Below are 23,495 nucleotides of genomic sequence, written 5' to 3'. Positions count from 1 at the left end.
CGCAGCATCATTTCTGATACCGTGCCATCGTAAGCCCATCGAAGGAGATCTCGGGCGTCTTGCCCAGCACCACATCGGCCACGGCACGGCTGGAGCCACAAGCCATTGTCCAGCCCAGGGTGCCGTGCCCCGTGTTCAGGAAAAGGTTGTCATATTGCGTCGGACCCAGAACCGGCGTGCCGTCGGGCGTCATCGGGCGCAGGCCGGTCCAGCCTTCGGCCTTTGAAATGTCGCCGCCCTTTGGGAACAGATCGCCGATCACATGTTTCACGGTGTCCGTGGCGTGTGGGCCAAGACGGTCGGAGTAACCTGCGATCTCGGCCGTACCTGCCACCCTGATGCGGTCGCCCAGCCGGGTGATCGCAACCTTGTGGGTTTCGTCCATGATCGTGGATTGCGGCGCAAACGCATCATCGGTGACGGGCAGCGTGACCGAGTAGCCCTTGACCGGATAGACGGGCAGCTTGATGCCGATTGGGTTCAGCACGTTCACAGCATAGCTGCCCATGGCACAGACATAGGCATCCCCGGTGATGCGCCCCGCGATTTCCGTGTCCACGCCTGCGACCTTGCCATCCTCGATCGCGATGGATTTGATCGACTGACCGTATTGAAACTCGACCCCCATCTCGACGCATTTTTCCGTCAATGCGATGGTGAACATTCGGCAATCGCCGGTACGGTCGGCGGTCAGACGCAGGCCCCCCACGAACTTGTTGCGGACCTCTGCGAGCGCCGGTTCGACTTCGATACAGGCATCGCGGCCAAGCACCTCGTAGGGGGAATCGTATTCGGCCAGAATGTCCTGATCGGCCTTGGACGCCTTCATCTGCTTGGCGGTCCGAAACAACTGCAAGGTGCCTTGCGCGCGACCGTCATAGTCGATCCCGGTCTCGGCGATCAGATCAGGCATGACATCACGCGAGTAGCTGGACACGCGCACCATGCGACCCTTGTTGATGCGATAGCTTTCCTCATTGCAGTTCCGGACCATCTGCACGCACCATTTCCACATGGTCGGGCTGATAAGCGGCCAGATGAACAGCGGGCGGCGTTTCATGAACATCCATTTGACGGCTTTCATCGGAATGCCGGGGGCGGCCCATGGCGACGTCATGCCATAGCTCAGCTGGCCCGCATTGGCATAGCTGGTCTCCAGCCCCGGTCCGGACTGACGGTCGATGACCACCACTTCCGCACCCTGTTTGGCAAGGTAATACGCGGTGGTGACGCCGATGACGCCCGCGCCCAAAATGACGACTCTCATGGGAAGTGCCTTCCAATTGCGTTTGAGGCACGATGCGACGGAACGGTGCGGGGTGCAAGGCAAGTGCGAAATCCGCGCACGGCAAACACCGACACATTCAGAAAATCATGGTCCCTGGGAACGGACCCAGAAAGGAGAACCCTTGCCAGAGCGGCAGGATAACTCGGGATCCGAGCATGGGATTTCTTGACGGGCTAGCTGAGCCAGCAATCGCTTGTCTCGCATTTTGGGGGAATGGAGGCAGTATTCCCTGACTGCTATCATCCTGCTCCATATTGATCGCACTGTATGGACAAAGAAACGACTCGACGTCAGCGAAACGCTGTAATTGGCAGGGTCGCGCACGTTACGTCCGGCGCGCCTCTTGCTGGATTGCGGAAAGGCATCCTTGGTTCAATGCGGCTGACAGGACCTGTTCGATATGCGTCCGCCAATCCGGATCCGCGCCAAGACGCTGAGGGATGAGGTTTGGCAGGATATGCACCGCATCGGATATGGCCCTTGCGCTGCGCGGCACATCGCCAAGGGCAGCGGTGATTTCAACCTCGCGCGGATCGCGCAAATCATGCGCGGTGCCATCGTCCAGGCGCCCAAGACAGAACCGCATCCACATCGCCGTAGCAAATGCAAAAGGACGCAGGTCGCTTCCGGTATCCAGAGCGACAAGCGCGGGCTGAAAGATGCGCTGTGGCAATTTCTGCGAGCCATCCATCGCGATCTGATAGGTTTCATGCGCAATCGCCGGGTTGCGAAACCGCTGCGCCAAGGCTGCGGCATAGTCCGCGACATCAATGCCCGGCAAAGGTTGCAACAAATCACCGGCGGCCTTCAGGTGCCTTTTTACAAGCTGGGCAAGCGCCGGGTCCGCCATCACGTCCCGCACATAGCGCCGCCCGGCCAGAAAACCCGTATAGGCAAGCATCGAGTGGCTGCCGTTCAGCATTGTCAGTTTCATTTTCTCATAAGGTGCCACGTCCGATACGAAAAGCGCGCCGCCCTCTTCCCATTGCGGTCTGCCGGTGGGGAAATGATCTTCGATCACCCATTGGATAAACGGTTCGGTTTCGACCGTCGCCTGATCCTCGCAGCCGGTTTGGCGCTGGGCTTCGGCGCGGGTTTCGTCAGTCGAGGCGGGGGTGATCCGATCCACCATCGAGGACGGGAACGCGATATTCTGTGCGATCCAATCGCTCAGCTCCGCATCCCCGGACAGCTTTGCAAAGCCGATCACACCATCGCGCAGCAACGCGCCGTTTTCAGGAAGGTTATCACAAGACAGCACTGTGAATGGCACATGCCCCGCCTGTCGGCGCTGCTTGATAGCGGCGGTCAACAATCCCAGAACACCGGCGGGGGCATCCGGTTGCGCCAGATCCGCCTTGACCGCCGGGTGGGCAGCGTCTGGTCCCCGCACTTGACGGTCGATGCCATAGCCTTTCTCGGTCACGGTAAGTGTCACGACACGAATAGACGGATCGCAAAGCGCATCCAGCGTGGCGGCGGGATTGGCCGCGATGACTTTCTGCACCGCGCCCACGATACGGGCTTTGGTTCCGTTTTCGTCCCGTTCGATCAGGGTATACAGGCCATTTTGAGGGTTCAGTTCCTTCGCAATCGCCGTCGATCGCAGACTGACGCCAATAATCCGCCAATCACCGCCCTGCCGGGCCAAAGCGTCATCGGTCATCACCGCTTGGTGGGCGCGGTGAAATGCGCCAACCCCAAGATGCACGATGCCCGCGCCATGCTCGCCTGGCGAGTAGCCGGGGCCTTCGGCGGGTCCATTGAGCAGGGTGATGTCAGTCAGGCGCGGTGCATTCATTGTGCCAACCCCAGTTCCGGGTGCTTTGGCGCCAGCATACCGGTAAAATCATTTTCAGGGCGTGCGCCAAGTGAGCCAAAACAAGGCGTCATCCCGCTTATAGGGAAGATCGCCCGCACCGACAATGTCCTGACTATCGGCTTTGATCGACATGGTTCGCAGCAGACTATACAGTGAAGCCAGTAGACGTCGGCATGTCAAACGGAAGGCCGATGCCCGCGACGATTCAACCCCAGCCGTCCAATGATGCGGCAATTCCGCAAATTGCAGGCCAACGCCTCGGTCGGGTCATTTTCTGGCCGGGTGTGACTCAGTTGCTGATCACGCCCTTCTTCAGAAGGATGTTGCCATATAGCCGTGTCTCACCGGTCTGCACGATCGCAAAGGCGGATTTGGCGCGGTCATAAAACCGAAAGCGTTCCAGCCTGTGCACAGTCGCGGGAATATCGGCGGTCTCGGTGATGATCGTCTGAAACGCGGCGACGACAGGTGGCACGGCGTCGGGATCATCGACGACTTGCATGACATGCGCGGGGTTTTGGACGAAACTGTCCAGCGGCAACAGGGTCAGGACCGCTTTTAGAACGTCGGTGGCGGTCACCCCGTCAAGGCGATGGCAGCGAGTGCCCAAGGCCGTCGCCGGAAAGTTCGCATCCGCGATGACGATCTCATCGCCGTGGCCCATGGCGCGAAGGCTGTGAAGAAGGTCAGGCGACAGGATGGGCGGAATGTTGCGAAGCATCTATGCGTCCTCCGGCAAAGGGGCTTCCGGGTGGATCAGCCCCTGCGATTTCAGATCGGCCCACAGGGCGGAGGGTATGGGCGTTTCGAATATCTCGATGTTCTGGCGCACCTCGTCGGGCGTAGACGCACCGGGTATCACGGTCTTTACGGCTTCATGGGCCAACGGAAATTGAAGAGCGGCGGCAATCAGCGGTGTCTCATGGGCGGTGCAGACCTCGCTTAGTCTGCGGACTCGGTGCAGTACGTCCTCGGGTGCGGGCGCGTAGTCATACCGTGCGCCTTCTACCGCGCCGGTCGCAAGGATCCCAGAATTGTAGGGCCCGCCCAGAATGATCCCCACATCCCGCTTGGTGCAAAGTGGCAGAAAACTGTCAAGCGGGTCCTGCTCCAGCAGCGTATAGCGTCCGGCCAGCAGAAAGCCGTCAAAATCCGCCTCGCCCAGCAGGTGTTCGCAAATCTGCCATGTGTTCACACCCGCCCCGATGGCCGCGATTTGGTCCGCATCGCGCAACTCGGCGAGGGCACGGTAACCGCCTTGATTGAAAAGTTCGCGTAGTTTGTCCTCGCTGCCTTCAGCGCCATGCGTGCCCGCGTCTATGTCGTGCAGGAACAGGATATCAATCCGGTCGGTGCCAAGCCGCGCGACACTGTCTTCATAGCTGCGCATGACGCCGTCATAGGTGTAATCGAAGACCATCCGCTTTTGCGGCACATCGACAAATGCCTCGGGGGTGACATCTTCGGGTGCGCAATCATGCAGAACCCGGCCGACCTTGGTCGACAGCGTCAGCGCGCTGACATCGAAGCGGGACAAGGCTTCTGCAAACCGCATTTCCGACCGGCCCAACCCGTATTGCGGTGCCGTGTCAAAATATCGGATGCCTGCGTCCCAGGCCGCATCAAGCGTGGCTTGGGCCGTCTCATCCGCGATCCTGCGATAGAGGTTTCCCAAGGGGGCCCCCCCGAACCCAAGCTGTGTCAGATTGAGCGGGGTTTTCGTGCGGTGGTTGAGGACGTTGGTTCGGGACAATTTCATCAGAGATCTTTTCAGTTGGGGCGAAAAAATTCAGGGTGCAGACGCTCAAGCGGTTCAAGCCGGCTTATCAGTTGTCTCAGATGACCCGTCATGGCGGATCGTACGGCGTTCACATCCTGCGCTTTGATCGCTTTGAGGATCGCCATATGTTCGGCCACGGTCTCTGCGGGACGGCCCTTTTCCGGCAACAGCAACATCCGGGCGCGTTGCAGTTGAAGCGACATCTGCCCTGCGGCAAGGGCAACCTTGGGAAATCCGGTAAAGCCGAGGATCAGTTCATGGAATGTCAGATCCGCCTCGAAGAAGCCCTGAAAATCCTCATCTTCGACCAGCAAGGTTTGCAATCGCAGGTTTCTTGAAAGTTGTTTGAGCTGTTCAGCAGTGCGTATTTCGGCAACCCGCGCAACGGCGGCCACTTCGACGGCCTCCCGCAGAAAGCTGTCCTCGCGCAACCCGGCCATCGAAAATTGCGATACGCGGGTTGCCGATTGTGGAATGATGTCCACCAGACCGTCCGAAGACAGCCGCCCCAACGCTTCTGACACCGGAGATCGGGACACGCCAAGCTGTTCGCACAGGGCACCTTTGCGCAAGACCGCGCCGGGCTTTAGCGTCATGTCCAGAATGCGGTTGCGCAGCGCGACATAGACACGCTGACCCAGCGGACCTTCCAATTCGGTGATATCTAGCGTGACCATGGGTGCGGGTATTTCCATATTCCTGAACTGACATGTTAGTTGATAGATGGTGCAAGTCAAGCTACGCCATAGGGTAACGACGCGGCCAGCAATCAGCCAGAGGAACGCATCACATGAGCCAGCGGTCACGCTTGCTAACCCTACATCCGCAGGACAATGTGGCGATTGCATTGGACGATCTGTCCGCCGGTCAGACAGACGGCACCGCGGGGCCTGCGCTTTTGCAATCGGTCAAGCAGGGGCACAAGGTTGCGGTTGCGGCGATTGCGGCGGGCCAAAACGTCCTTCGTTACGGTCAGACCATTGGTCAGGCGACAGCCGATATTGCACCCGGCGAGCATGTTCATGTGCAAAACCTTGGGATGGGCGAACATTCCCGCGACTATGCACATGGCACCGAGGCTATAACGCTTGAAACAGCATCCGACGCCAGAACGTTCGAGGGTTATCAGCGCGCCGACGGGCGCGTGGGCACGCGAAACTACCTTGGCATTCTGACATCGGTGAATTGTTCCGGCTCCGTCGCCAAATTCATCGCGGAAGCCGCCGAAAAATCCGGCCTGCTTGATGCCTATCCGAATATCGACGGCATCGTTCCCATAACGCATGGCACCGGTTGCGGCATGTCTGGTGAAAACGAAGGCTATGACACGCTGTTCCGTACCCTTTCGGGCTATGCGCAGCATCCCAATTTCGGCGGCATTCTGCTGATCGGACTTGGATGCGAGGTGATGCAGGTTTCGGCCCTTGTGGGGGGACGGCCGATCCGCGCGGACGGCGCGCTGCGCTATATGACCATTCAGCACGAAGGCGGCACCCGCAAGACGATCGAAAAGGGTCTTGCAGAGCTGCACGGCATCGCAGAACTGGCCAACACGGCCACCCGGAAACCGGCATCGGTATCCGAACTGATGGTCGGGATGCAATGCGGCGGCTCAGATGGTTATTCCGGCATCACCGCAAATCCCGCGCTGGGCGTTGCCTCGGACTTGCTGGTGCGCCATGGCGGTACAACGATCCTGTCGGAAACCTCTGAAATCTACGGTGCCGAACACTTGCTGACCCGTCGCGCGGTGTCGGTCGAAGTGGGCGAAAAGCTGATCGACCGCGTGCGGTGGTGGGAAGATTACACCGCCCGAAATCTCGGCGAGATGGACAACAACCCCAGTCCCGGTAACAAGCGCGGCGGCCTGACCACGATCCTGGAAAAATCACTTGGGGCCGTGGCGAAAAGCGGCAGCGCGCCTCTGACGGATGTGTATCTGTTTGGCGAGAAGATCGAGAAAAAAGGCTTTGTCTTCATGGATAGCCCCGGATTTGATCCCTGCTCCGTCACTGGTCAGATTGCCTCTGGTGCAAACCTGATTGTTTTTACGACCGGGCGGGGATCCGTCTCAGGATATATGCCGACGCCGTGCATCAAGATCGCCACGAATTCGGAAATGTATCGCCGCATGAAAGATGACATGGACGTAAACTGCGGCGATATTATCAGTGAAGGCGTCAGCCTGAAGGACAAGGGCCGCAACATTTTTGAGATGTTTATCCGCATCGCTTCGGGCGAGCAGACAAAAAGTGAAGAGCTGGGATTTGGCGGGGTCGAGTTTGTCCCTTGGCAGATCGGGGCGGTCATGTGACCATGAGATCGAAATGATGCTCAACGACGCCATTTTCCTGACAGCCAAGACGGACCGGGGCACGGATGTTGCGCTGCACGCTGGTTTTATGCAGGGCCACGCAAAAACAGACCTTTTTGCATCTCGGATGAAGGGGCGTTTGGCTTCGGGCAACTCTCGGACCTCAACCGGCATGTATGCGTCGCGCGGCAAAAATTGCTGTGGCACCCGGCACCCGTTTCCGGACCAAGACGAGGCAACGATCTAGCGCGAACGACTGGCTTGGGAGGGCTGCAAGACGTGAGTTATCTGGTCGAAATGAAGGGCATCGAGAAGCGCTTTCCCGGCGTTCACGCGCTCAAGTCCGTGCAATTCTCTTTGAAGCCGGGAGAAGTTCACGCCCTGATGGGCGAGAACGGGGCTGGCAAATCGACCTTGATGAAAATCATGTCGGGCATTTACGCCCGCGACGGCGGCGAGATGTTCGTCGATGGCAACCCTGTCACCCCCGACAGCCCGCGCGCGGCCCAGGACCTTGGAATAGGCATCATTCATCAAGAGCTGAGCTTGATGAATGACCTCACTGCCGCACAGAACGTCCTGATCGGGCGAGAGCCGCGCCGCAGTTTCGGCAGGCTTGACGAAGCGGCGCTGAACCGAAAAACGGCAGAAATCTTCGCCTCGCTTCAACTGGCTATGGATCCGCGCACGCAGGTCAGCACCCAGACCATCGCGCGTCAACAACTGATAGAGATTGCCAAGGCGCTGTCCTATAATCCGCGCGTGCTGATCATGGATGAACCGACAGCCGCGCTGAATGACGCTGAAATCGCTGAATTGTTCAAAGTGATCGAAAGGCTCAAGGCCGATGGGGTGGGCATCGTTTATATCAGCCACCGCATGGACGAGATCAAACGGATCGCCGACCGCGTGACCATCCTGCGCGATGGTGCCTATATCGACACGGTGGATGCAGCCGACACACCGCTTTCGAAAATCATTCAACTTATGGTTGGCCGGGAAGTGACGCAGAATGCGCCGGTTTTTCCTGACACGTCACAAAGCCCTGTCGCGCTTGAGGTGCGCAACCTGTCGCGCGGCAAAGATGTGCGCGATGTCAGCTTTGATGTCCGCAAAGGCGAAATTCTGGGCTTCGCAGGCCTGATGGGCGCGGGGCGCACCGAAGTGGCGCGGATCATCTTTGGGGCCGATCCGCGCGATGCGGGCGAGATCCTGGTGGACGGCCAACCGGTGAATATTCGCACGCCTCACGCGGCCGTCGAGGCGGGCATCGGGTATCTGTCCGAGGATCGCAAACACTTCGGTCTTGCCGTCGACATGACCGTCCGCGCCAATATCGCAATGGCCAATATGGACCAATTCACCAACCGCGCAGGCGTTTTGGATGAAGCTGCGATGAAACGCATTGCGGTGAAGTATATCGAGCGCCTTGGTATCCGCACACCCTCGGACATGCAGGACGTGCGGCTTCTGTCTGGTGGCAACCAGCAGAAAGTCGTGATCGCCAAATGGCTGCTGCGCGACTGCGACGTTCTGATTTTTGACGAACCGACGCGCGGCATTGATGTGGGCGCAAAATCGGAAATCTACGCGTTGCTGGAGGATCTTGCGGCACAGGGCCGCGCGATCATCGTGATCTCGTCGGAATTGCCCGAGGTCATGCGCCTTTCTCACCGCATTGCCGTGATGTGCGAAGGGCGGTTGACCGGCATTCTGCCGGGCGGCGCAAATACCACACAGGAAGATATCATGGAACTGGCCACGCAGCGCGAGAGCGCGTTGGTCGGCGCGGAGGAGACACGATGACCAGCACCACGACCACAGTCAACACGCCCAGATCGACCTTGTCGCGCATCATCGCGGCAGGCACCCACCAACGTGTGCTCGCCTTTGCCAGTCTGATCGTGTTGTTGATCGGGTTCTCCATCGCGTCGCCCAACTTTATGCAGGCGTCGAACATGATCGCGATTCTGCAAGCAACCTCCGTCAATGGCGTGCTGGCTGTCGCAGTCACTTTGGTCATCATCACCGGCGGCATCGACCTGTCGGTTGGCACGATGATGACGTTCTGCGCCGTCATAACCGGCGTGGTTCTGACCTATGCGGGAATGCCGCTCTTGCTGGGTGTCGTTGCGGCCATCGCAACGGGTGCGCTTGCCGGTTCACTGTCCGGGACGTTCGTGGCGAAGATGAAAATTCCGCCGTTTATTGCGACGCTCGGCATGATGCTGATCCTCAAGGGGCTGAGCCTTGTGATTTCAGGCACCCGCCCGATCTATTTCAACGACACGCCGGGGTTCAGCGAGATCTCTCGCGGGTCGCTGATTGGCAACCTGATCCCTGCGCTACCAATCCCGAATGGCGTGCTGATCCTGTTCATCGTTGCTGCGTTGACCGCCTATATCCTGAATCGCACCGTTCTGGGTCGCTACTGCTTTGCGCTTGGGTCCAACGAGGAATCGGTCCGCCTGTCGGGCGTGAATACTGATCGCTGGAAGATCGCCATTTACGCGTTGGCGGGCGCCATTGTCGGCATCGCGGGCTTGCTGATCGCGTCGCGTCTGAACTCTGCACAACCTGCTCTGGGTCTGGGATACGAGCTGGAAGCGATTGCGGCGGTCGTGATCGGCGGCACATCGCTGTCCGGCGGGCGCGGCTCGATCCTTGGTTCGTTGATCGGCGCGTTGATCATGGCGGTGTTGACCAATGGCCTGCGGGTTTTGTCCGTCGCGCAGGAATGGCAAACCGTCGTTACCGGAGCGATCATCATTCTGGCGGTTTATGCCGATATGATGCGCCGCAAGAAGTCCAACTGACATCAGCATCACCAAGAAAGCCGGCCACCAACCCAAAAAACAGGCCGGAACAACCGACAACCGAGGAGGAAACCACATGTTGTCACGTCGCACACTCGTCGGCGCACTAAGCGCCACACTCGCCCTGGGGGCCGCCCCAACGGCCTTCGCGCAGGACGGGGAAACCTACATTCCGCTGATCTCAAAAGGGTTCCAGCACCAGTTCTGGCAGGCCGTGAAACAGGGTGCCGATCAGGCCGCCGAGGAATTCGGCGTCCGGATCACATTCGAAGGCCCCGATAACGAAACGATGGTGGACCGTCAGATCGACATGCTGGCCGCCGCCCTGGCCAACAACCCCGCCGCCATCGGGTTTGCCGCGCTTGACAGTCAGGCGGCCATTCCACTGCTGAAACAGGCCGCCGATGCAGGCATTCCGGTCATCGCATTCGACAGTGGCGTTGACAGCGACATCCCGGCCTCGACAGCAACCACCGACAACGTCGCGGCGGCATCGCTTGCCGCTGACAAGATGGCGGAACTGATTGGCGGGGCGGGCAAGGTCGCCGTGGTTGCGCATGACCAGACCAGCCGCACCGGCATTGATCGTCGCGACGGGTTTCTGAACCAGATTGCCGCGGCCTATCCGGATATCGAAGTTGTCAGCGTGCAATACGGCGCGGGCGATCAGCTTCAATCGACAGAAGTCGCCAAGGCGATCCTGACGGCCAACCCCGATCTGAACGGCATGTTCGGCACCAACGAAGGCTCTGCCATCGGTGTTGTGAACGCCGTGCGCGAGATGGGCAGCGAAGGCATCACGATCATCGGCTACGATTCCGGCAAAGCCCAGACCGACGCGATCCGCGACGGGCTGATGGCTGGCGCGATCACGCAGAACCCGGTCGGTATCGGATATGAAACCGTGAAAGCCGCGATTGCTGCCATAAATGGCGAGGAACTTCCCGCGATCATCGACACAGGCTTTTACTATTACGACCAGTCGAACATTGACGACGATGAGATCCAGGCCGTCCTGTACGATTGAGTTATCCGCACTGCGGTCCAGGCTTATCTTGGGCCGCAGAACCACCTTCCGGTGTAATGTCGCGGCGCATGGAGCTGCCGTAAATCCGCAAAGGAGCGGATCGCCGGGATGAAGCGACCACCGTAATCGGGTGCGTACTGTTTGCGTTCCGACATCTGCTGGCCACCGACTTGTCAAAGACCCGCAAACGGCCTCTACAGCACGATATTCGCAAAGCTCTCCACTTCTACGACGGGACGCGGGCTTGCTCCGACAGCTTCGCTTTCGCTGACACGCCGCGCCAGAGGATCAGCGTCCCGCAACGGGCCAAAGTCCAGACGGCTCATGAATTCGAGATCCTTGATACGCACTTGAAAGGTCTTGTAGGCACCGAATTCGAAACCGCCGACGGCCTCCACCCGGCCCTGATCGCTAAGCAATTGCTGGATGACTTCGACCTGACTGAGAACATAGGCGGTTGCGTGAAGTCGCAGGATTCCATCGCTGCCATCATCCTCGGCCAGCATCGTCACCAGTTTGAAGAATTTCAACGGCACCACCGCCCCGGTGTCTTTCAGCATGGGTTCGTCGCCGGACAGGATCGGACCGGTAAAAACGCAGGCCCGAAAACCATGGGTGCGGACACTGGACATGATGTAGTTTTCCAGCCCCAACCACTGCGCATTGCTGCGATTGAACGCCCGGTGTTGTGGGGCGGCGACGGGGTAGTGGAAACTGTCATCGTTTGAACGTTTCGCCTGCGCGTCATCCGCACCCCAATTGGTGGCGGCGCGTCGGATCAGATGCCCCCGGTCGATATCGACATGATCGTAATCGTCCTTGCCAAGCTGAACCCCGGCCGGGATGCGCAGGTCGGCATACCATTTGTCGCGGCCGCGCTTTTGCGGGCGGGTTTGTTCGCCGTCGATGTTCAGTGCCGCAAGGATCGGCGTCTTGAACGTACCGGAATACAGCACCCCGAAATTCTGATAGCGCAGCTCGTGCGGTCGGCAGGGCGTGGCGTCCGAAGGGGCTGCAAGGCCAAAGCCCTGCGGCACTGTGGGCAGCGGCACTGCGGCGACCTGTAGAAAATCCGGGTCATAGCCCTCGCGGCCTTCGAAATGCACCGCATCATGGCTGCCGTCGCGGCGTTCTGTCTGGGCAATGTCAAAGCCGGGAACCGAGTTCGGTGTCGCGCCGTCCAGCAACGCATTGATCGTACTGATCCGCACCGCCGAATTGCCAACGCCGAATGTGCCTGCATAATGCAGCCCAACCGCCTTGCCGCTGTCCAGAGAGATCACCGGAGAGCCGGAATTGCCCCCCAGCGTCGTGCAGTCATGGCGCAGGATCGTCATGCCGCCATCCTCGATCAGAAAACCCGGCGAGAACCGTTTCACATCGTAGAGATTGCGGAAATAATTCGCCATTTGCGTGGGATCGTTGCGCAGGGAATCCTTCGCCGGATAGCCGATGACAGCCACGGTTTCGCCGTGTTGCGCGTCTGTATCCGCGCGGTCGATGGGCGCAGGGCTGAACGCGGCACCATCGGCGGGAATGGCGATCTGGGCAATCGCTACGTCAGCGGCAGCATCCTCGGCGATATAGGTGAACTTTTCGATGTCAAACAGCCGCGTGGGGTCCGGGTCGGCATCCACCTCTTCAAGGAAATCAATCCGCGCGCCGTATCTGGCAGCGCCGGGGGCGAACAGGAACACGCCATCGCCCAGAAAGCTGCGGCGGGCGACCAGCTTGGCGACATGCCGGTTGGTCACGATCAGCAGGTGCGTATCGGTCTTGTCGATCACCCAACCCGTGCCGCCCCAGCTATAGTCGTGATTGATGAACTCAATCCGCCCTACAGAGGCGACCGCAGCCTCGACCTTGCTGATCTTTAGGTCAATATCGGCCGCAAAATCGGTGCTGAGCGAGGTTTTCCCTTCGACCTTGCCGCCACGCACGATCAGCGGGGGGCGGCCGACAGCGCGGATTATCGCCTCCAGCAGCGGTGGCTTGCCGCCGACGCTTTCCAGCTTGTCAATCTGTGTATTCATCAGTTCCGACGCGCGGTCGGCGGTCAGCCCCAGCTCTTGCAGGATCGCCGGATTGGCATCAATCAGCGCGCGCGATGCGTCGATCATGCCGGCATTTCCCATCGACTCAAGGCGGTGCAGGCTCTGGCGAGTACTATCAGTCATGGCGGTAATCCTTCTGCTGAAATACGACCGGGGCGGCGCTGGCCTTATTGAAAATACGCAAGGCGCGCGTCTTTGTCCGGTAGGGTTGCGATGGCGGGGCGGAAGACGGCCGGAACATGACTGCCGATCAGATAGCGCATGCGTCCGGAAATATCTTTCAGGGCGGAAACCTTTGAAAACGGTGCGCTTAGGCGGCGTGTCAGCGTGTCTGTGCCTTTGCCGGGGTTACCGTCCAGCGGATCGGCCCAGAAGGACAGCATTCTGTCAGCGCGTGAGGTGCCTTGTTTGTCGGTCAGTGATGCGATGCGCAATTCCGTCACCGCGCCCCAGTCTCGGCCGGGTGCCCAGTCTTTTGGCGGTGCGCTGTCATACGCCCAATAGCCGGCCGTGGTCTGTTGCCAGCGGCTGAGCGCGCGGGCGAGGGTGGGCAGATCCGGAATCGGGTGGAAGAAACTGTACCCTTCAGCCCAATCGGCCGTCATGCCAAGCGAGCGGATGAGGGCCAGAATATCCAGCGGACGGTCGCCTGCCTGCGAGATGGCATGGTCCAGACCTTCCAGCGCTGGCCCGAATAAATCAGCGGCTTCGCGGATCCCGCCGGCCAGCGTCCGCAGATCATCCAGCAGGCGCCCCTTGCCTGCACCCTGCATCTCGGAGGCAAGCGCGAACAGCCGGTCATAATACGGGTTGATCGGCGCAATCGCCAAGGCATAACGACCATCAGCGGCATTTCTGTCCGATAGGTCAACCGGGGCCATTTTCAGACCACAGTCGCCGCGGATGCTGTCGGCGAGGCGCAGACGTTCCTGCGACAGCTCAATCCTGCCGTTACGCAGATAGGGGGCGAGTGTTCCAAGCGCCTCTTGCTGCCCCTCTACCGTTACACCTGCGGCGAGCAATGCGAAGTCCAGCGCCGCACCCTGCAAGCCGATACGGTTAGAACTGCGCATGACGTTCACGGCGCAATCGCGAAAGGTCTCGTCGTGCAGCCATTCCACCAGTTTGCCGAACTTGAATTCGGCAAGGATCTCCAGCGCGATCCGCCCTTCAAGCTGTGGGTTGCCCTTGGCAAGGTCTGGCAAGGCCGCTTCCGGCAGCAACTCGAACAGCTCGCGCGCCTTGGACCAGTGCCCGGTCAGCCATTGATGGCAGAGAATCAACACGCCGACTTCGCTGGTCGGGGCATATTCGCCGGGCAGGCCTTCGCGCAGAATATGCGTGGCCTCGCGCCGTTCACCCTGTTCCAAGATGGCGCGCAGATCCATCACAGCACGCGGGTCGGGGCGTCCAGCAAAGCCGCGCCCCTTTACGACACGCGCCCGGCCAGTCGCTGAACGCGGATCAATCCGCACCAGTTTGGGCTGGGATCCCGCATCAGGAGCAGCCAGACCGGCGGCGTCATAGCCGCGCGTGTCCAGATCATCAGCCACGAGAACCTGTGTGGCAGACCGCTGCCCGCGGGCGTGGCGGATGTGGTCCTGTGCCTCAATGGGCAGTTCGTTCAGCAGCCGGTCCGGAAAGCGATCCGCGAGCCCCGGCTCAATCTCTGGCGGTGCCTCGCCGATACGCATCAACTGGGCCGCATGGTACAGATGTTGAACCGGGTCGCGCCCGGCAAAATAATCCCGTGCCGCGCGGTTCACGGCGGCGGTGTCTTCGGGGTTGTCGCGGTAGATATGTTCCAGAACCTCCTGTCGCAGATCTGCTTTTGGCACCAACCGACGACGTCCGGTGTCCGTCACCAACCAGGGCTGCAAGGCGAGCTCTGCAATCAGATCTGACGCAGCGCTGCGAAGATCGCCCAGACCCAGTGCCGGGGCCAGAATATTGACCAGCGTCTCGACCGTGAGTTCATGCAACACCAACCCTTCATTGGCAATCCGGCGCAGGTGTTCGGGAAGGCGCGCGCGGATCACCCTGTGAACAAATCCGCGATCCAGACCCTTCAGATGCGCCTGCCCCAGCACTTGCGCCGCATCGGCAGCACTTTGCGATTTCACGACAGAGATCAACAACCGCAAGCGAAGAGGGTTACCTTTCGCTTCGTTGATGATGTCGGGCCAGACCTCCTCGGGGATGCTTTGCTGGCGCAGCACCTCGCGGATCAAAACCGTCTCGACCTTTGTCAGCGCCAGATGCCCGCCGTTGCGGGGGTCGCTTTCGGTAAAGATCGGCGCGCGCCCGGCCGAGATCACGGCAATATCGATGCGGCCCGTATCGGCAAAGCGGTCCAGCTCTTCCATCAGCGTTTCTACATATGTCGCGCCTTGCGCCTGTAACACCTCCAGCGTGTCCAAAAGGATAATCAGGCGCCGCCCGGCCTGTTCCACGACGTCGATCATCGCATGCAACAGTTCACGCGGGATGAGGTCTGCGGTGTCATGGCCCGTGCGCGTGACCCGTTCGGAATGCGCCATTCTAAGGCTACGAAAATAGGCGGCCTTTTGTGGTAGTGCCTCCCCGATCTGGCGTGAAATTTCGTCATACACGGTTCCGCCCGCCCCGATCTGAAGCGAGGACCGGTCGAAATCCAGCCGCACGAGGATCAGATCGGGCTGCGCCCCGGCGATCTGGACGATGCGCTCCAGCAGGAAGGATTTGCCGATGCCGGGAATGCCCATGATATGCAGGCTGCGCAGAGGAGGCTTTGATTGCGGCGCGGCGATCCATGCTTCAATCGCGTTCAGTTCTTCCGTGCGGCCGATGAACTCATCGCCCAGAACGGCGTCTGTCTGGCGACTTCGGCGCACGGCGTTCAATCGACTGCGCAGGCCGACCAAATGTTCGTGGCCCGGAGCCTTGCTTCCAGCGTGTTCCAGCGTGATGACGATTTCGGACAGGGCATTTTCATCGCGTGAGGTGGTGATCATGTCTTTCAACAGGACAGGATCATAGAGTCCGCTGCCGTTCAAAGCGGCGGCGATGTCGGTCTCGGGCTGTGCGCCGGTGTTTTCATAGCCGTCCAGCGCCCGTTCCCGCGTCGATGCGCGCAGCAACCATTGCACCGGGCTGCTCGGCGATGTGGTCTCTACCGTGCAATGCGCATGCAGCAACGAGATCAGCCGGGCGCGCTGCACCTTGTCGCCGTAGTCTTCCGGGCTCAATACGTCTTTCAACAAGGCGCGTGGTTCAAACGGGCCGCGCAATGCGGCTGCGCGCAGGACCTGAACCTTCAATGTGTCAAGTGCTTGGGTCATGCCGCAATCCCCAGAAAGGCCTTGATCTGCTGGCGCAGCTGAGTGGTGACCGTCCCAAGATCGCTGCCGCTGAATTCCCCGGTCGCATCCGCCACGAGCCCTTGCAAAGATCTGTCTGTCATCTCGTTCAGACGCGGCGGAAGCAGGTCGGATTCTGGCGAGAGCGAGCTTATCATCGCGTTGATCGTAGCCTCAACATCGCTGCGCGTGAATGGCCCAAGCTCTTCCAGCAGCAATCCCGCGCGGCGGGCTGTTTCTGCCTCCATCACATTGCCAAATCGCAAGGGTGCAAGGCGGTAAGTTTCATACCCGGCCAGGATCAGGCGCAGATTGGTCTGGGTCGGAAGGTGGCGCGCGATATGTTCGAATTGCACCTGGGCCTCGGGCGACAACCCGTTGGGCGGATTGTCGAAGAAAAACCACCAGGTTTGACCGTCCTTCATCGCCTGCTCCTGAAAAGCCCGGATCAACGTGCTGGCGCGGCTGTCCTGCTCGGCCACGCCGGTCGCCTCGCCTGATGACATGCCGCCGGACGCCGTGCTTGCGTGCTCCGCACCCAGCGCCAGCACTGCGAGATCGGACAGCAGATCAGTGGTCCGCAGTGTCGGGCTTATCCGTATGCAGCGATGTGGTGGATGAGCGTCGGGGCTGCCGTGTTGGATCAGATATGCCTGAAGCATGTCAAAGCTGAACCCAAGCCCGCTGATAGAACTGGTATCTTCGCGCCGGATCCAGACACCGCGCAGGCGTGACTCTGGCTTGTCGACCATCGCCGCCAGTGCCGTTATGAATTGTCTCCGACCGATGATAAGCGGCCCTTCGATATTGCGGTCCAGCGACCACAGGGTGCGCAGCTTGCTGTTCTGTGCGATCAACTCCCGGAATCTCGGCTCTTGGCAGAACCGTTCAAAAGGCACGAGACGGCGGACATTTTTCCAACGCCCCTGATGAATGCCCAGAAAGTTGAAATTGCGGTCAAATCCGGGTCCGCCGGATGACCCCCCCTCGGTATCAATATCATGCGGCAGGCGGCTGACCCCCGGCCCGTCCCGGCGTATGCTGCCAGATATAAAGCCGGACTCGCGCCCGTCTGGGTAATGAACCAGGGTAAACAGCTCTGGTCCGACGAAATCCGGCGGTGTGCAATCGGTGTCGATACGCCCATAGACCTGACCCAGCGGCATGAACACCCGCAGAAGGGCGACGTCCACATGGGTGTCCGCAACGCCGTTCGGAGGCAGATCTCCATCTATCTCGCCCTCGAAATAGGGCCATTTCTGCACGCAGCTTGCCGGATAATGGATGCCGTCGGATGCGATGATGCCCAGTCGCGGCGGTGGCGTATTGTCGGGGCGCTGGGCGTAGAAACGGTCCAGCACATGCGAGGCCGTCAAGACAAGGTTCGGTGCCACGAATGCGCCTGACCCTTCGGGCGTGTTATCGAGTGCGATGCGGCAGCGAAACGCCTCTGCCCGTGGGGCGAAAGCGCCCAAAGCGTCAAAATCGAAATCCTTGTTCGGTGGTTCGCCAATCTCGATCCGGGTGAAGCGCGCGATATTCTCCGCAAAGATCCGGTTGCGTTTGCGCGGCATCGGGTCGGCACCACGGGCGCGCAGATAGCTGATGAAATGCGGCACTTTGCCAAACTGATGCAGGGTCGCCAGCAGCACATCGGCAAGGTCCTCGTCGTCCTCTTCCTCGACCCCGAGGGCAATCGCATCAAGGCTTAACGGAGCATCCGGGCTGGGAAAGAGGGCGGTCAGGGCGCGACGAATGGTTGCCTCGTGCAGCGCCAGCGCCTTGCGCATTTTCCCCACCGTCAGCATCGTCGGTCAACCGGTTCCGATAAGCGCGGCCAGCGCCGGTTTGTCCGTCACCGCCTGTTGCAAGCCCACGGTCGCCATATCCTGCGGCAACAGGGCTTCGGTGCCGCCGTCACTTTCGGCAATCCGGGCGCGGGCACCGCGACGATAGCTGAGCCACAGTATTTCTGGCGCATATTCGGCAAGCTCGGGCGTCACTTCGGTCGCCGCTTCGCTGCTTTGTCCGGCCAGATGTTCGACGAGCACATTCAGCGTGGTCGTGGCATCGCTGTCTGGCGGGGCAGGGCTTTCGGTGCCTGTCGGCAGGGGTGCATCCAACAGCCGTTTCGCGTCGATGATCCCCGCGCCCAGATCGCGCGCTCCATTCCATTCGGGCGGCTTGGTCATACCGTGGGTCGCACAATGCACCCACATCGCCTGAACCGTGGTGCCAGCCGCGTTCGCCTTGTCCAGCAAAGCCAGCCTGCCACCATGCCGCGCCACCCAAAGCGCGGCGAGGCCAGCGGTCATGGAGGAAGCAAGCGTGGTTCCCTGACTGGAGCGGATACCCGCATCAGGGTCCGATGCCTTGTTTTTTGCCGCGCCCCAGACATGTTCCCCATATGCGGCGAAGGTGACCTCTCGGCCACGGCCGGATTTCCTCCATGGCCGATTGTCAGGTTGCAGGGCCGCCACGGCGGTGCAGATCCCCATCGGTGCGTAGGCCGCGGGAAACACTACTGCCGGATAGCAATTTCCTGCTGCACAAACGACGACCGTCCCGGCGGCCACTGCATTGCGCATGGCCTGCTCTGTCGAGGCGACGCGGGTCGGCCCGCCAAGCGCCATTATGATCACATCTGCGCGTTCATTCACCGCATGGGTGACCGCGGCGGCAATGCGGCGTTGGGTAAAGTCGATCACCGAACGCACCGTCCGGATCGGCAACACCTTGGCGGCTGGCGCGGTTCCCGTGACACCACCCGGCGAGGTCGTGTTGCCCTGCATGTCGGCATCACCGCGCGAGGCAATAACCGAGGCGACCAGCGTTCCGTGTCCGGGGTTCTTCAGAAAACCACCAGAAAACCGGTCGCGGGCATCGCCATCTGATTCGACGAAATTCCACTGGCCCTGCGTTTCGATCACGTCATACAACTCGTTATGGCCGGTATATCCGGTGTCGATTGCCGCCACTTTGACGCCGCTTCCGCGGGTGTGTGCCCAAGCCAACGGTGTACGGATCCTGGCGTGATGCCAGCCGAAAGGGCGCGAATTATCCCGCGGGGTTTCGCAAAAACCGAACAACCCCTCGGTTCCGACATGCACCGCACCATACAGGCTATCCGGCAAAACGGGATTGGCTTCGGCTGCCTGCATCTCGGATCGCAGGGCGCGGGCAAAGGCGAAAACCTCGCGCTCCTGTCCATGCGGATCAATCTCTGGGAAGGTGATAAAGAAAAAACGGTCGCCGTTTGCATCAAACGCGGCTTCCGCCCGTGCGTTTACCTCTGGCAAGGCGTTTGAAAGGCGGGTCTGAACCTCAGCTTGCGACAGGGGTGCGTCATACACCAGCTCAATATGCAAAGGGTCGCGGTCATCGCTGGCCGGTGTGGAAATCAGGGCGGCATATTCCGATTTAACCATTGTTGAATACTCCTTCGGCAAAAATGCTTTTAGCGGTTATTATAATGGGTTGTCGGCCTGAAGCGTCGTCCGGCAGCGCGAGTGCAAGGGCGTTGCGCGCTGGCGTCCGACGGCGCAAGCGCAGTCTTGGACATGAAAACTGTCATCGTAATTCCTAAAACAATTTGATCCGCACGAAGCCAGCGAAATAGCCGGTTAGCATCAATAGTAGCACAGTATTGGATCGCCGTGAATTGTTGTGACATTGGCCAACTCTGCCAACCGATGATGCGACATCGTATTGCCAACGAAGTGCGTGCGACTGAGCATCAGAAGTAGCTTTTTACCAGACCCCCGGCGATCAGTGACCAGCCATTGGCGATCACGAAGAAGGCAAGTTTGAACGGGAGTGAGACGATAGCAGGCGGCACCATCATCATCCCCATCGACATCAGCACGGCGGCCACGACCAGATCAATGATCAGGAAGGGCAAAAATACAAGAAAGCCGATCTGGAATGCGCGGGCGATCTCGGAAAGAAGAAAGCTGGGAACAAGGACGGAAAACGGTGCATTCGTGGGCGTGAAACGTGCGCCTTCGGTTTCGCGCAGTTCCGCCATGGCCGCAAATGTTTGATCATCCATCCTGTTTGACATGAACGCACGGAACGGTTCAGAGCCACGGCTGAGCGCCTCTGACAGCTCTATCTGTTCCGCCAACAAGGGTTCGATGGCCACGGTCCAGGCTTCGGTGAAGACCGGCTCCATCACGAAATAGGTCAGGAAGAGTGCCAGACTGACGATCAGCATGTTTGGTGGCGATTGCTGAAGCCCGACAGCTTGCCGCAGGATCGCCAGCACCGTCACGATGAACGGAAAGCAGGTCACCATGATCAGGATGCCAGGTGCCAGTCCCAGCACCGTGACGATCGCGATCAATTGCAGGCTTGTCGCGGTCAGCGATTCACCTCCGCCGAGGTCCAGTGACAATTGCTGCGCGCTTGCAGGCAGCGCAACGATGCACAACAGCGCAGTCAGGACTGGAAGGAGGCTGCGGACCATCAGGTGAGACTGGACTGAAGGTCGGCGATCTCGATGATGCGGACGGCAAGGCGGCCTGTTTCATCCCCTTCGACCATCTCCAAAGATCCGACGCCGATCAGCTTGTCGCCAACGTAAAGTTCCACCGGGTCGCTTACCAGCTTGTCCAGAACCAGAACGGACTGTTCCTCCAGTCCCAGTAAATCGCGCACCAAAGGTCGCGCCTTGCCGACGCTGATTGAGATTTCGATCGGAATGCGGGTCAGCATGCTTTGCTGATCGCCCGGTGTCGGGGTTTGCGTGGTAGTACTGTCAACCATTGACCACCTCCTTGCGGTTATCTTGCATAAAGCCTTGCAGGGCTTCCTGGATGTTGTTCAGAACGGCCGCCAAATCGACGCGGCGTTCGATCTGACCAAAGCGTATATCGGCCTGTCCTTCAGCCAGTTGGGAATCATCGGTAAGCGTCACGGGCATTTTGAAGTCGCCACTCAGCAAAGGCGCAATCGCTGCACGGTTTCCGGGGGCAACGACGATCTCTACTGATTGCGCCGATTGCGTCAGCGTCAGATCCTTCAGCATTTCCACCACATGCAGACCAAGCGCATCGCGTGCCAGTTTCGGCAGCAGGGACTCGACCATATCATTGAGCAGCGGCGCCATACTTTCGACGACCTGTGAATAGGCCTCGTGATAGGTGAAGGACAGATCCTGCAAGTTCTGGGCCAAGTCGCTTGAAATTCGGGATTGGTCTTCGGATTGCGTCTTGATCGCATCTTCCCAGCCGGCCTTGTAGCCCTGTTCGAAAGAGTCCAGCCGCATCGCTTCGCATTCGTCTTCGTTCATCTGGATCAACGTCCCGGCGCTTTCTGCCCCGATTCCAAAATCCTCCAGCAAGTCGGCAAGTGCCTTCATGTGGCAGGTTCCTTTTCATCAAGCCATGTCCGAAGGACTTCGACGGTTTCTTCGCGCCGTTCCGCGATCAGCCCGCGCAGACGGTCAACCGGATCATCGCCGTTGCTGCGATCCTCAATGCTCTCGGCGGGATTTCTTTTGACCAGTTGCATGCTGCCGAAGTCGCCGTTCCCATCTTCGATCTCCCCGGTCAATGCAGTCATTGATGCATCCTGGGCAGTGGCCGCGTCAGGCGCGGGCAGAGCGTTCGGAACTGGCCGCGACAGGACCGGGCGCACGACGAAAATTCCCAAAATCAGAGCGACAATCGCCAATACCGCCATCTGCACAAGCCGCATCGGCTGCAAATCCCAGTTTATCCAGCGCTGTGGCAAAGCTTCGGTCCCGATGACGTTGCGCGGCTCGAAGGCCATGGACCGTATCGTGATGTCGTCGCCGCGACTTTCCTCGTATCCCACGGCCGAGGCGACCAAGGCGCGCAACGCCTCGATTTCCGCTTCGGGCAACGGGGCGAAGACTTGATTGCCATTGGCATCGGTGGAAATCGTGCCATTGACCAGAACAGCGACCGTCAGCCGCTTGACCGCGCCGGGCACACGGGTGATTTCGCGCCGGGTTTCGGACACCTCGTAGTTCACCCGTTCGCGTGTTTCCGAATTGCGGCTCTTGGAGGAATCGTTTCCTCCGGCCTCACCATCAGGCAAGTTCGAAGCGACAGTCACGTTGCCGCCACCCTGATCTTCTTCCTCCGTAGAGACTTCTTCGCTGTCCGTGCTGATGACCACTCGGGATTCGGGATCGAAATGGCGTTCCGTAATCAACTCACTTTCCGTCACCGTATCGACGCTGACTTCCACCACGGCATTGCCCTGACCAACGCGGGCCTCCACCAGCCGTTGTACCCGGCTACGAAGCATTTCGCCCTTGTCTTCAGCGGTTTTTGAAGAATTTAGCTCATCATCTCCGGCGACCAGTTTTCCCTGTCCGTCAATCACAGCGACATCGTCGGGTTGCAGGCCGGGCACGGCAGAGGCGATCAGATAACGAAACGCCCGCGCTTGGGCCGCACCCAATGCGGCACCGCCGCTTGTGATCGACAGCGATGCAGACGGTTTGAGATCGCGTTGGAACGGGTTGGATCCGGCATTGGCGATATGCACGCGCGCGGAACTGACGGAGGGACTGGCGAGGATGGTGCGTGCCAACTCGCCTTCTTTCGCCCGCCAATAGGCGGCATCGAACATCTGCGATGTCGTGCCGAATCCCGACAGGCTGTCCAACAGTTCATATCCTTGTGTGCCGTTTGCGGGCAGGCCTTCGCTTGCCAAGGTCATGCGCAGTTCATCGCGCCGCCCCGTTTCGACAAAAATAGAGCTTCCGCGCACCTCGTAAGCAGCGTTGCGCTGTTCGAGGGCTGTAATCACCTCGCCTGCGGCAACCGGCTCCAGTCCGGCATAGAGAAGGTCCATCGACGGTGTCGTTGCCATGCGAGACAATCCAAGAATGGCTGCAAAAATCGCAAATGTTGCCCCCGCGATGAAGATTTTCCTACGCAGATCCAACGCGTTCCACATGGTTATGAGCTGCTGCACAGTATCCTCCGTTCGTCAGGCGTTCTGCCCGGATAACGGCATGTTTGGCGCAACAGCCTTAACAATCGGTTAGTCCCTGCACGTCTATAAACGGACAAGACA

At 59.7% G+C, this 23,495-nt stretch carries 18 protein-coding genes; 5 read left to right on the top strand and 13 right to left on the bottom strand.

Annotation, left to right across the window (positions count from 1 at the left end):
• Nucleotides 1-7: 7 nt before the first annotated feature.
• The 5 genes from ACN0WV_RS09340 to ACN0WV_RS09320 form a co-directional block, all read right to left on the bottom strand.
• Nucleotides 8-1,330, bottom strand: a complete 1,323-nt coding sequence (locus ACN0WV_RS09340; protein ID WP_417605264.1) for a D-amino acid dehydrogenase — start codon at nt 1,328-1,330, stop codon at nt 8-10.
• A gap of 283 nt (nt 1,331-1,613) precedes the next feature.
• On the bottom strand, nt 1,614-3,089 hold the full coding sequence (locus tag ACN0WV_RS09335; protein WP_417605262.1) for a mannitol dehydrogenase family protein: 1,476 nt from the start codon (nt 3,087-3,089) through the stop codon (nt 1,614-1,616).
• Between the two features lie 310 nt (nt 3,090-3,399).
• Nucleotides 3,400-3,831 carry an RbsD/FucU family protein gene (locus ACN0WV_RS09330; protein WP_417605261.1) on the bottom strand — a complete coding sequence of 144 codons (432 nt, stop codon included), beginning with the start codon at nt 3,829-3,831 and terminating at the stop codon, nt 3,400-3,402.
• On the bottom strand, nt 3,832-4,869 hold the full coding sequence (locus tag ACN0WV_RS09325; protein WP_417605260.1) for an aldo/keto reductase: 1,038 nt from the start codon (nt 4,867-4,869) through the stop codon (nt 3,832-3,834).
• A gap of 11 nt (nt 4,870-4,880) precedes the next feature.
• Nucleotides 4,881-5,567: a GntR family transcriptional regulator gene (locus ACN0WV_RS09320; protein ID WP_417605258.1), complete on the bottom strand. Its 687-nt coding sequence runs from the start codon at nt 5,565-5,567 to the stop codon at nt 4,881-4,883.
• 113 nt (nt 5,568-5,680) lie between these two features.
• Between ACN0WV_RS09320 and ACN0WV_RS09315 the strand changes: the two genes are divergently transcribed.
• The 5 genes from ACN0WV_RS09315 to ACN0WV_RS09295 all read left to right on the top strand — a co-directional run bounded on the left by ACN0WV_RS09315 (nt 5,681) and on the right by ACN0WV_RS09295 (nt 11,047).
• Nucleotides 5,681-7,204, top strand: coding sequence for a UxaA family hydrolase (locus tag ACN0WV_RS09315; RefSeq protein WP_417605257.1), 1,524 nt, complete (start codon nt 5,681-5,683; stop codon nt 7,202-7,204).
• A 13-nt stretch (nt 7,205-7,217) separates the two neighbouring features.
• Nucleotides 7,218-7,451: a hypothetical protein gene (locus ACN0WV_RS09310; protein ID WP_417605255.1), complete on the top strand. Its 234-nt coding sequence runs from the start codon at nt 7,218-7,220 to the stop codon at nt 7,449-7,451.
• Nucleotides 7,452-7,483: 32 nt separating this feature from the next.
• Nucleotides 7,484-9,010 carry a sugar ABC transporter ATP-binding protein gene (locus ACN0WV_RS09305; protein ID WP_417605254.1) on the top strand — a complete coding sequence of 509 codons (1,527 nt, stop codon included), beginning with the start codon at nt 7,484-7,486 and terminating at the stop codon, nt 9,008-9,010.
• A complete protein-coding gene (locus tag ACN0WV_RS09300) occupies nt 9,007-10,020 on the top strand; it encodes an ABC transporter permease (RefSeq protein WP_417605253.1) in 1,014 nt (337 codons plus the stop codon). The genes ACN0WV_RS09305 and ACN0WV_RS09300 overlap by 4 nt, the downstream gene beginning before the upstream one ends.
• A 76-nt stretch (nt 10,021-10,096) precedes the next feature.
• The gene (locus tag ACN0WV_RS09295; RefSeq protein WP_417605251.1) at nt 10,097-11,047 is read left to right on the top strand and encodes an ABC transporter substrate-binding protein; all 951 of its coding nucleotides are present in this window, start codon (nt 10,097-10,099) and stop codon (nt 11,045-11,047) included.
• A gap of 194 nt (nt 11,048-11,241) precedes the next feature.
• Here ACN0WV_RS09295 and ACN0WV_RS09290 read toward each other — a convergent pair whose 3' ends face one another.
• The 8 genes from ACN0WV_RS09290 to fliF form a co-directional block, all read right to left on the bottom strand.
• Nucleotides 11,242-13,224: a DNA/RNA non-specific endonuclease gene (locus ACN0WV_RS09290; protein WP_417605249.1), complete on the bottom strand. Its 1,983-nt coding sequence runs from the start codon at nt 13,222-13,224 to the stop codon at nt 11,242-11,244.
• Nucleotides 13,225-13,268: 44 nt separating this feature from the next.
• Nucleotides 13,269-16,421, bottom strand: coding sequence for an ATP-binding protein (locus tag ACN0WV_RS09285; RefSeq protein ID WP_417605247.1), 3,153 nt, complete (start codon nt 16,419-16,421; stop codon nt 13,269-13,271).
• Nucleotides 16,418-18,229 carry a S1 family peptidase gene (locus ACN0WV_RS09280; RefSeq protein WP_417605246.1) on the bottom strand — a complete coding sequence of 604 codons (1,812 nt, stop codon included), beginning with the start codon at nt 18,227-18,229 and terminating at the stop codon, nt 16,418-16,420. The genes ACN0WV_RS09285 and ACN0WV_RS09280 overlap by 4 nt, the downstream gene beginning before the upstream one ends.
• Nucleotides 18,230-18,253: 24 nt before the next feature.
• Complete coding sequence (locus tag ACN0WV_RS09275) at nt 18,254-19,867, bottom strand: S8 family peptidase (RefSeq protein ID WP_417605244.1); 1,614 nt, start codon at nt 19,865-19,867, stop codon at nt 18,254-18,256.
• A 308-nt stretch (nt 19,868-20,175) separates the two neighbouring features.
• Nucleotides 20,176-20,907 carry a flagellar type III secretion system pore protein FliP gene (gene fliP / locus ACN0WV_RS09270; protein WP_084352811.1) on the bottom strand — a complete coding sequence of 244 codons (732 nt, stop codon included), beginning with the start codon at nt 20,905-20,907 and terminating at the stop codon, nt 20,176-20,178.
• Nucleotides 20,907-21,206 carry a FliM/FliN family flagellar motor switch protein gene (locus tag ACN0WV_RS09265; RefSeq protein WP_417605242.1) on the bottom strand — a complete coding sequence of 100 codons (300 nt, stop codon included), beginning with the start codon at nt 21,204-21,206 and terminating at the stop codon, nt 20,907-20,909. The genes fliP and ACN0WV_RS09265 overlap by 1 nt, the downstream gene beginning before the upstream one ends.
• On the bottom strand, nt 21,199-21,801 hold the full coding sequence (locus ACN0WV_RS09260; protein ID WP_417605240.1) for a FliH/SctL family protein: 603 nt from the start codon (nt 21,799-21,801) through the stop codon (nt 21,199-21,201). The genes ACN0WV_RS09265 and ACN0WV_RS09260 overlap by 8 nt, the downstream gene beginning before the upstream one ends.
• Nucleotides 21,798-23,393 carry a flagellar basal-body MS-ring/collar protein FliF gene (fliF, locus tag ACN0WV_RS09255; RefSeq protein ID WP_417605239.1) on the bottom strand — a complete coding sequence of 532 codons (1,596 nt, stop codon included), beginning with the start codon at nt 23,391-23,393 and terminating at the stop codon, nt 21,798-21,800. The genes ACN0WV_RS09260 and fliF overlap by 4 nt, the downstream gene beginning before the upstream one ends.
• Nucleotides 23,394-23,495 lie beyond the last annotated feature (102 nt).

It is taken from the genome of Primorskyibacter flagellatus (genome assembly GCF_048268605.1).
In the GTDB taxonomy this organism is placed as follows: domain Bacteria; phylum Pseudomonadota; class Alphaproteobacteria; order Rhodobacterales; family Rhodobacteraceae; genus Primorskyibacter; species Primorskyibacter flagellatus.
Note: the sequence above shows the minus strand (reverse complement) of the source record. Positions and strands in the feature narration are given on the sequence as shown.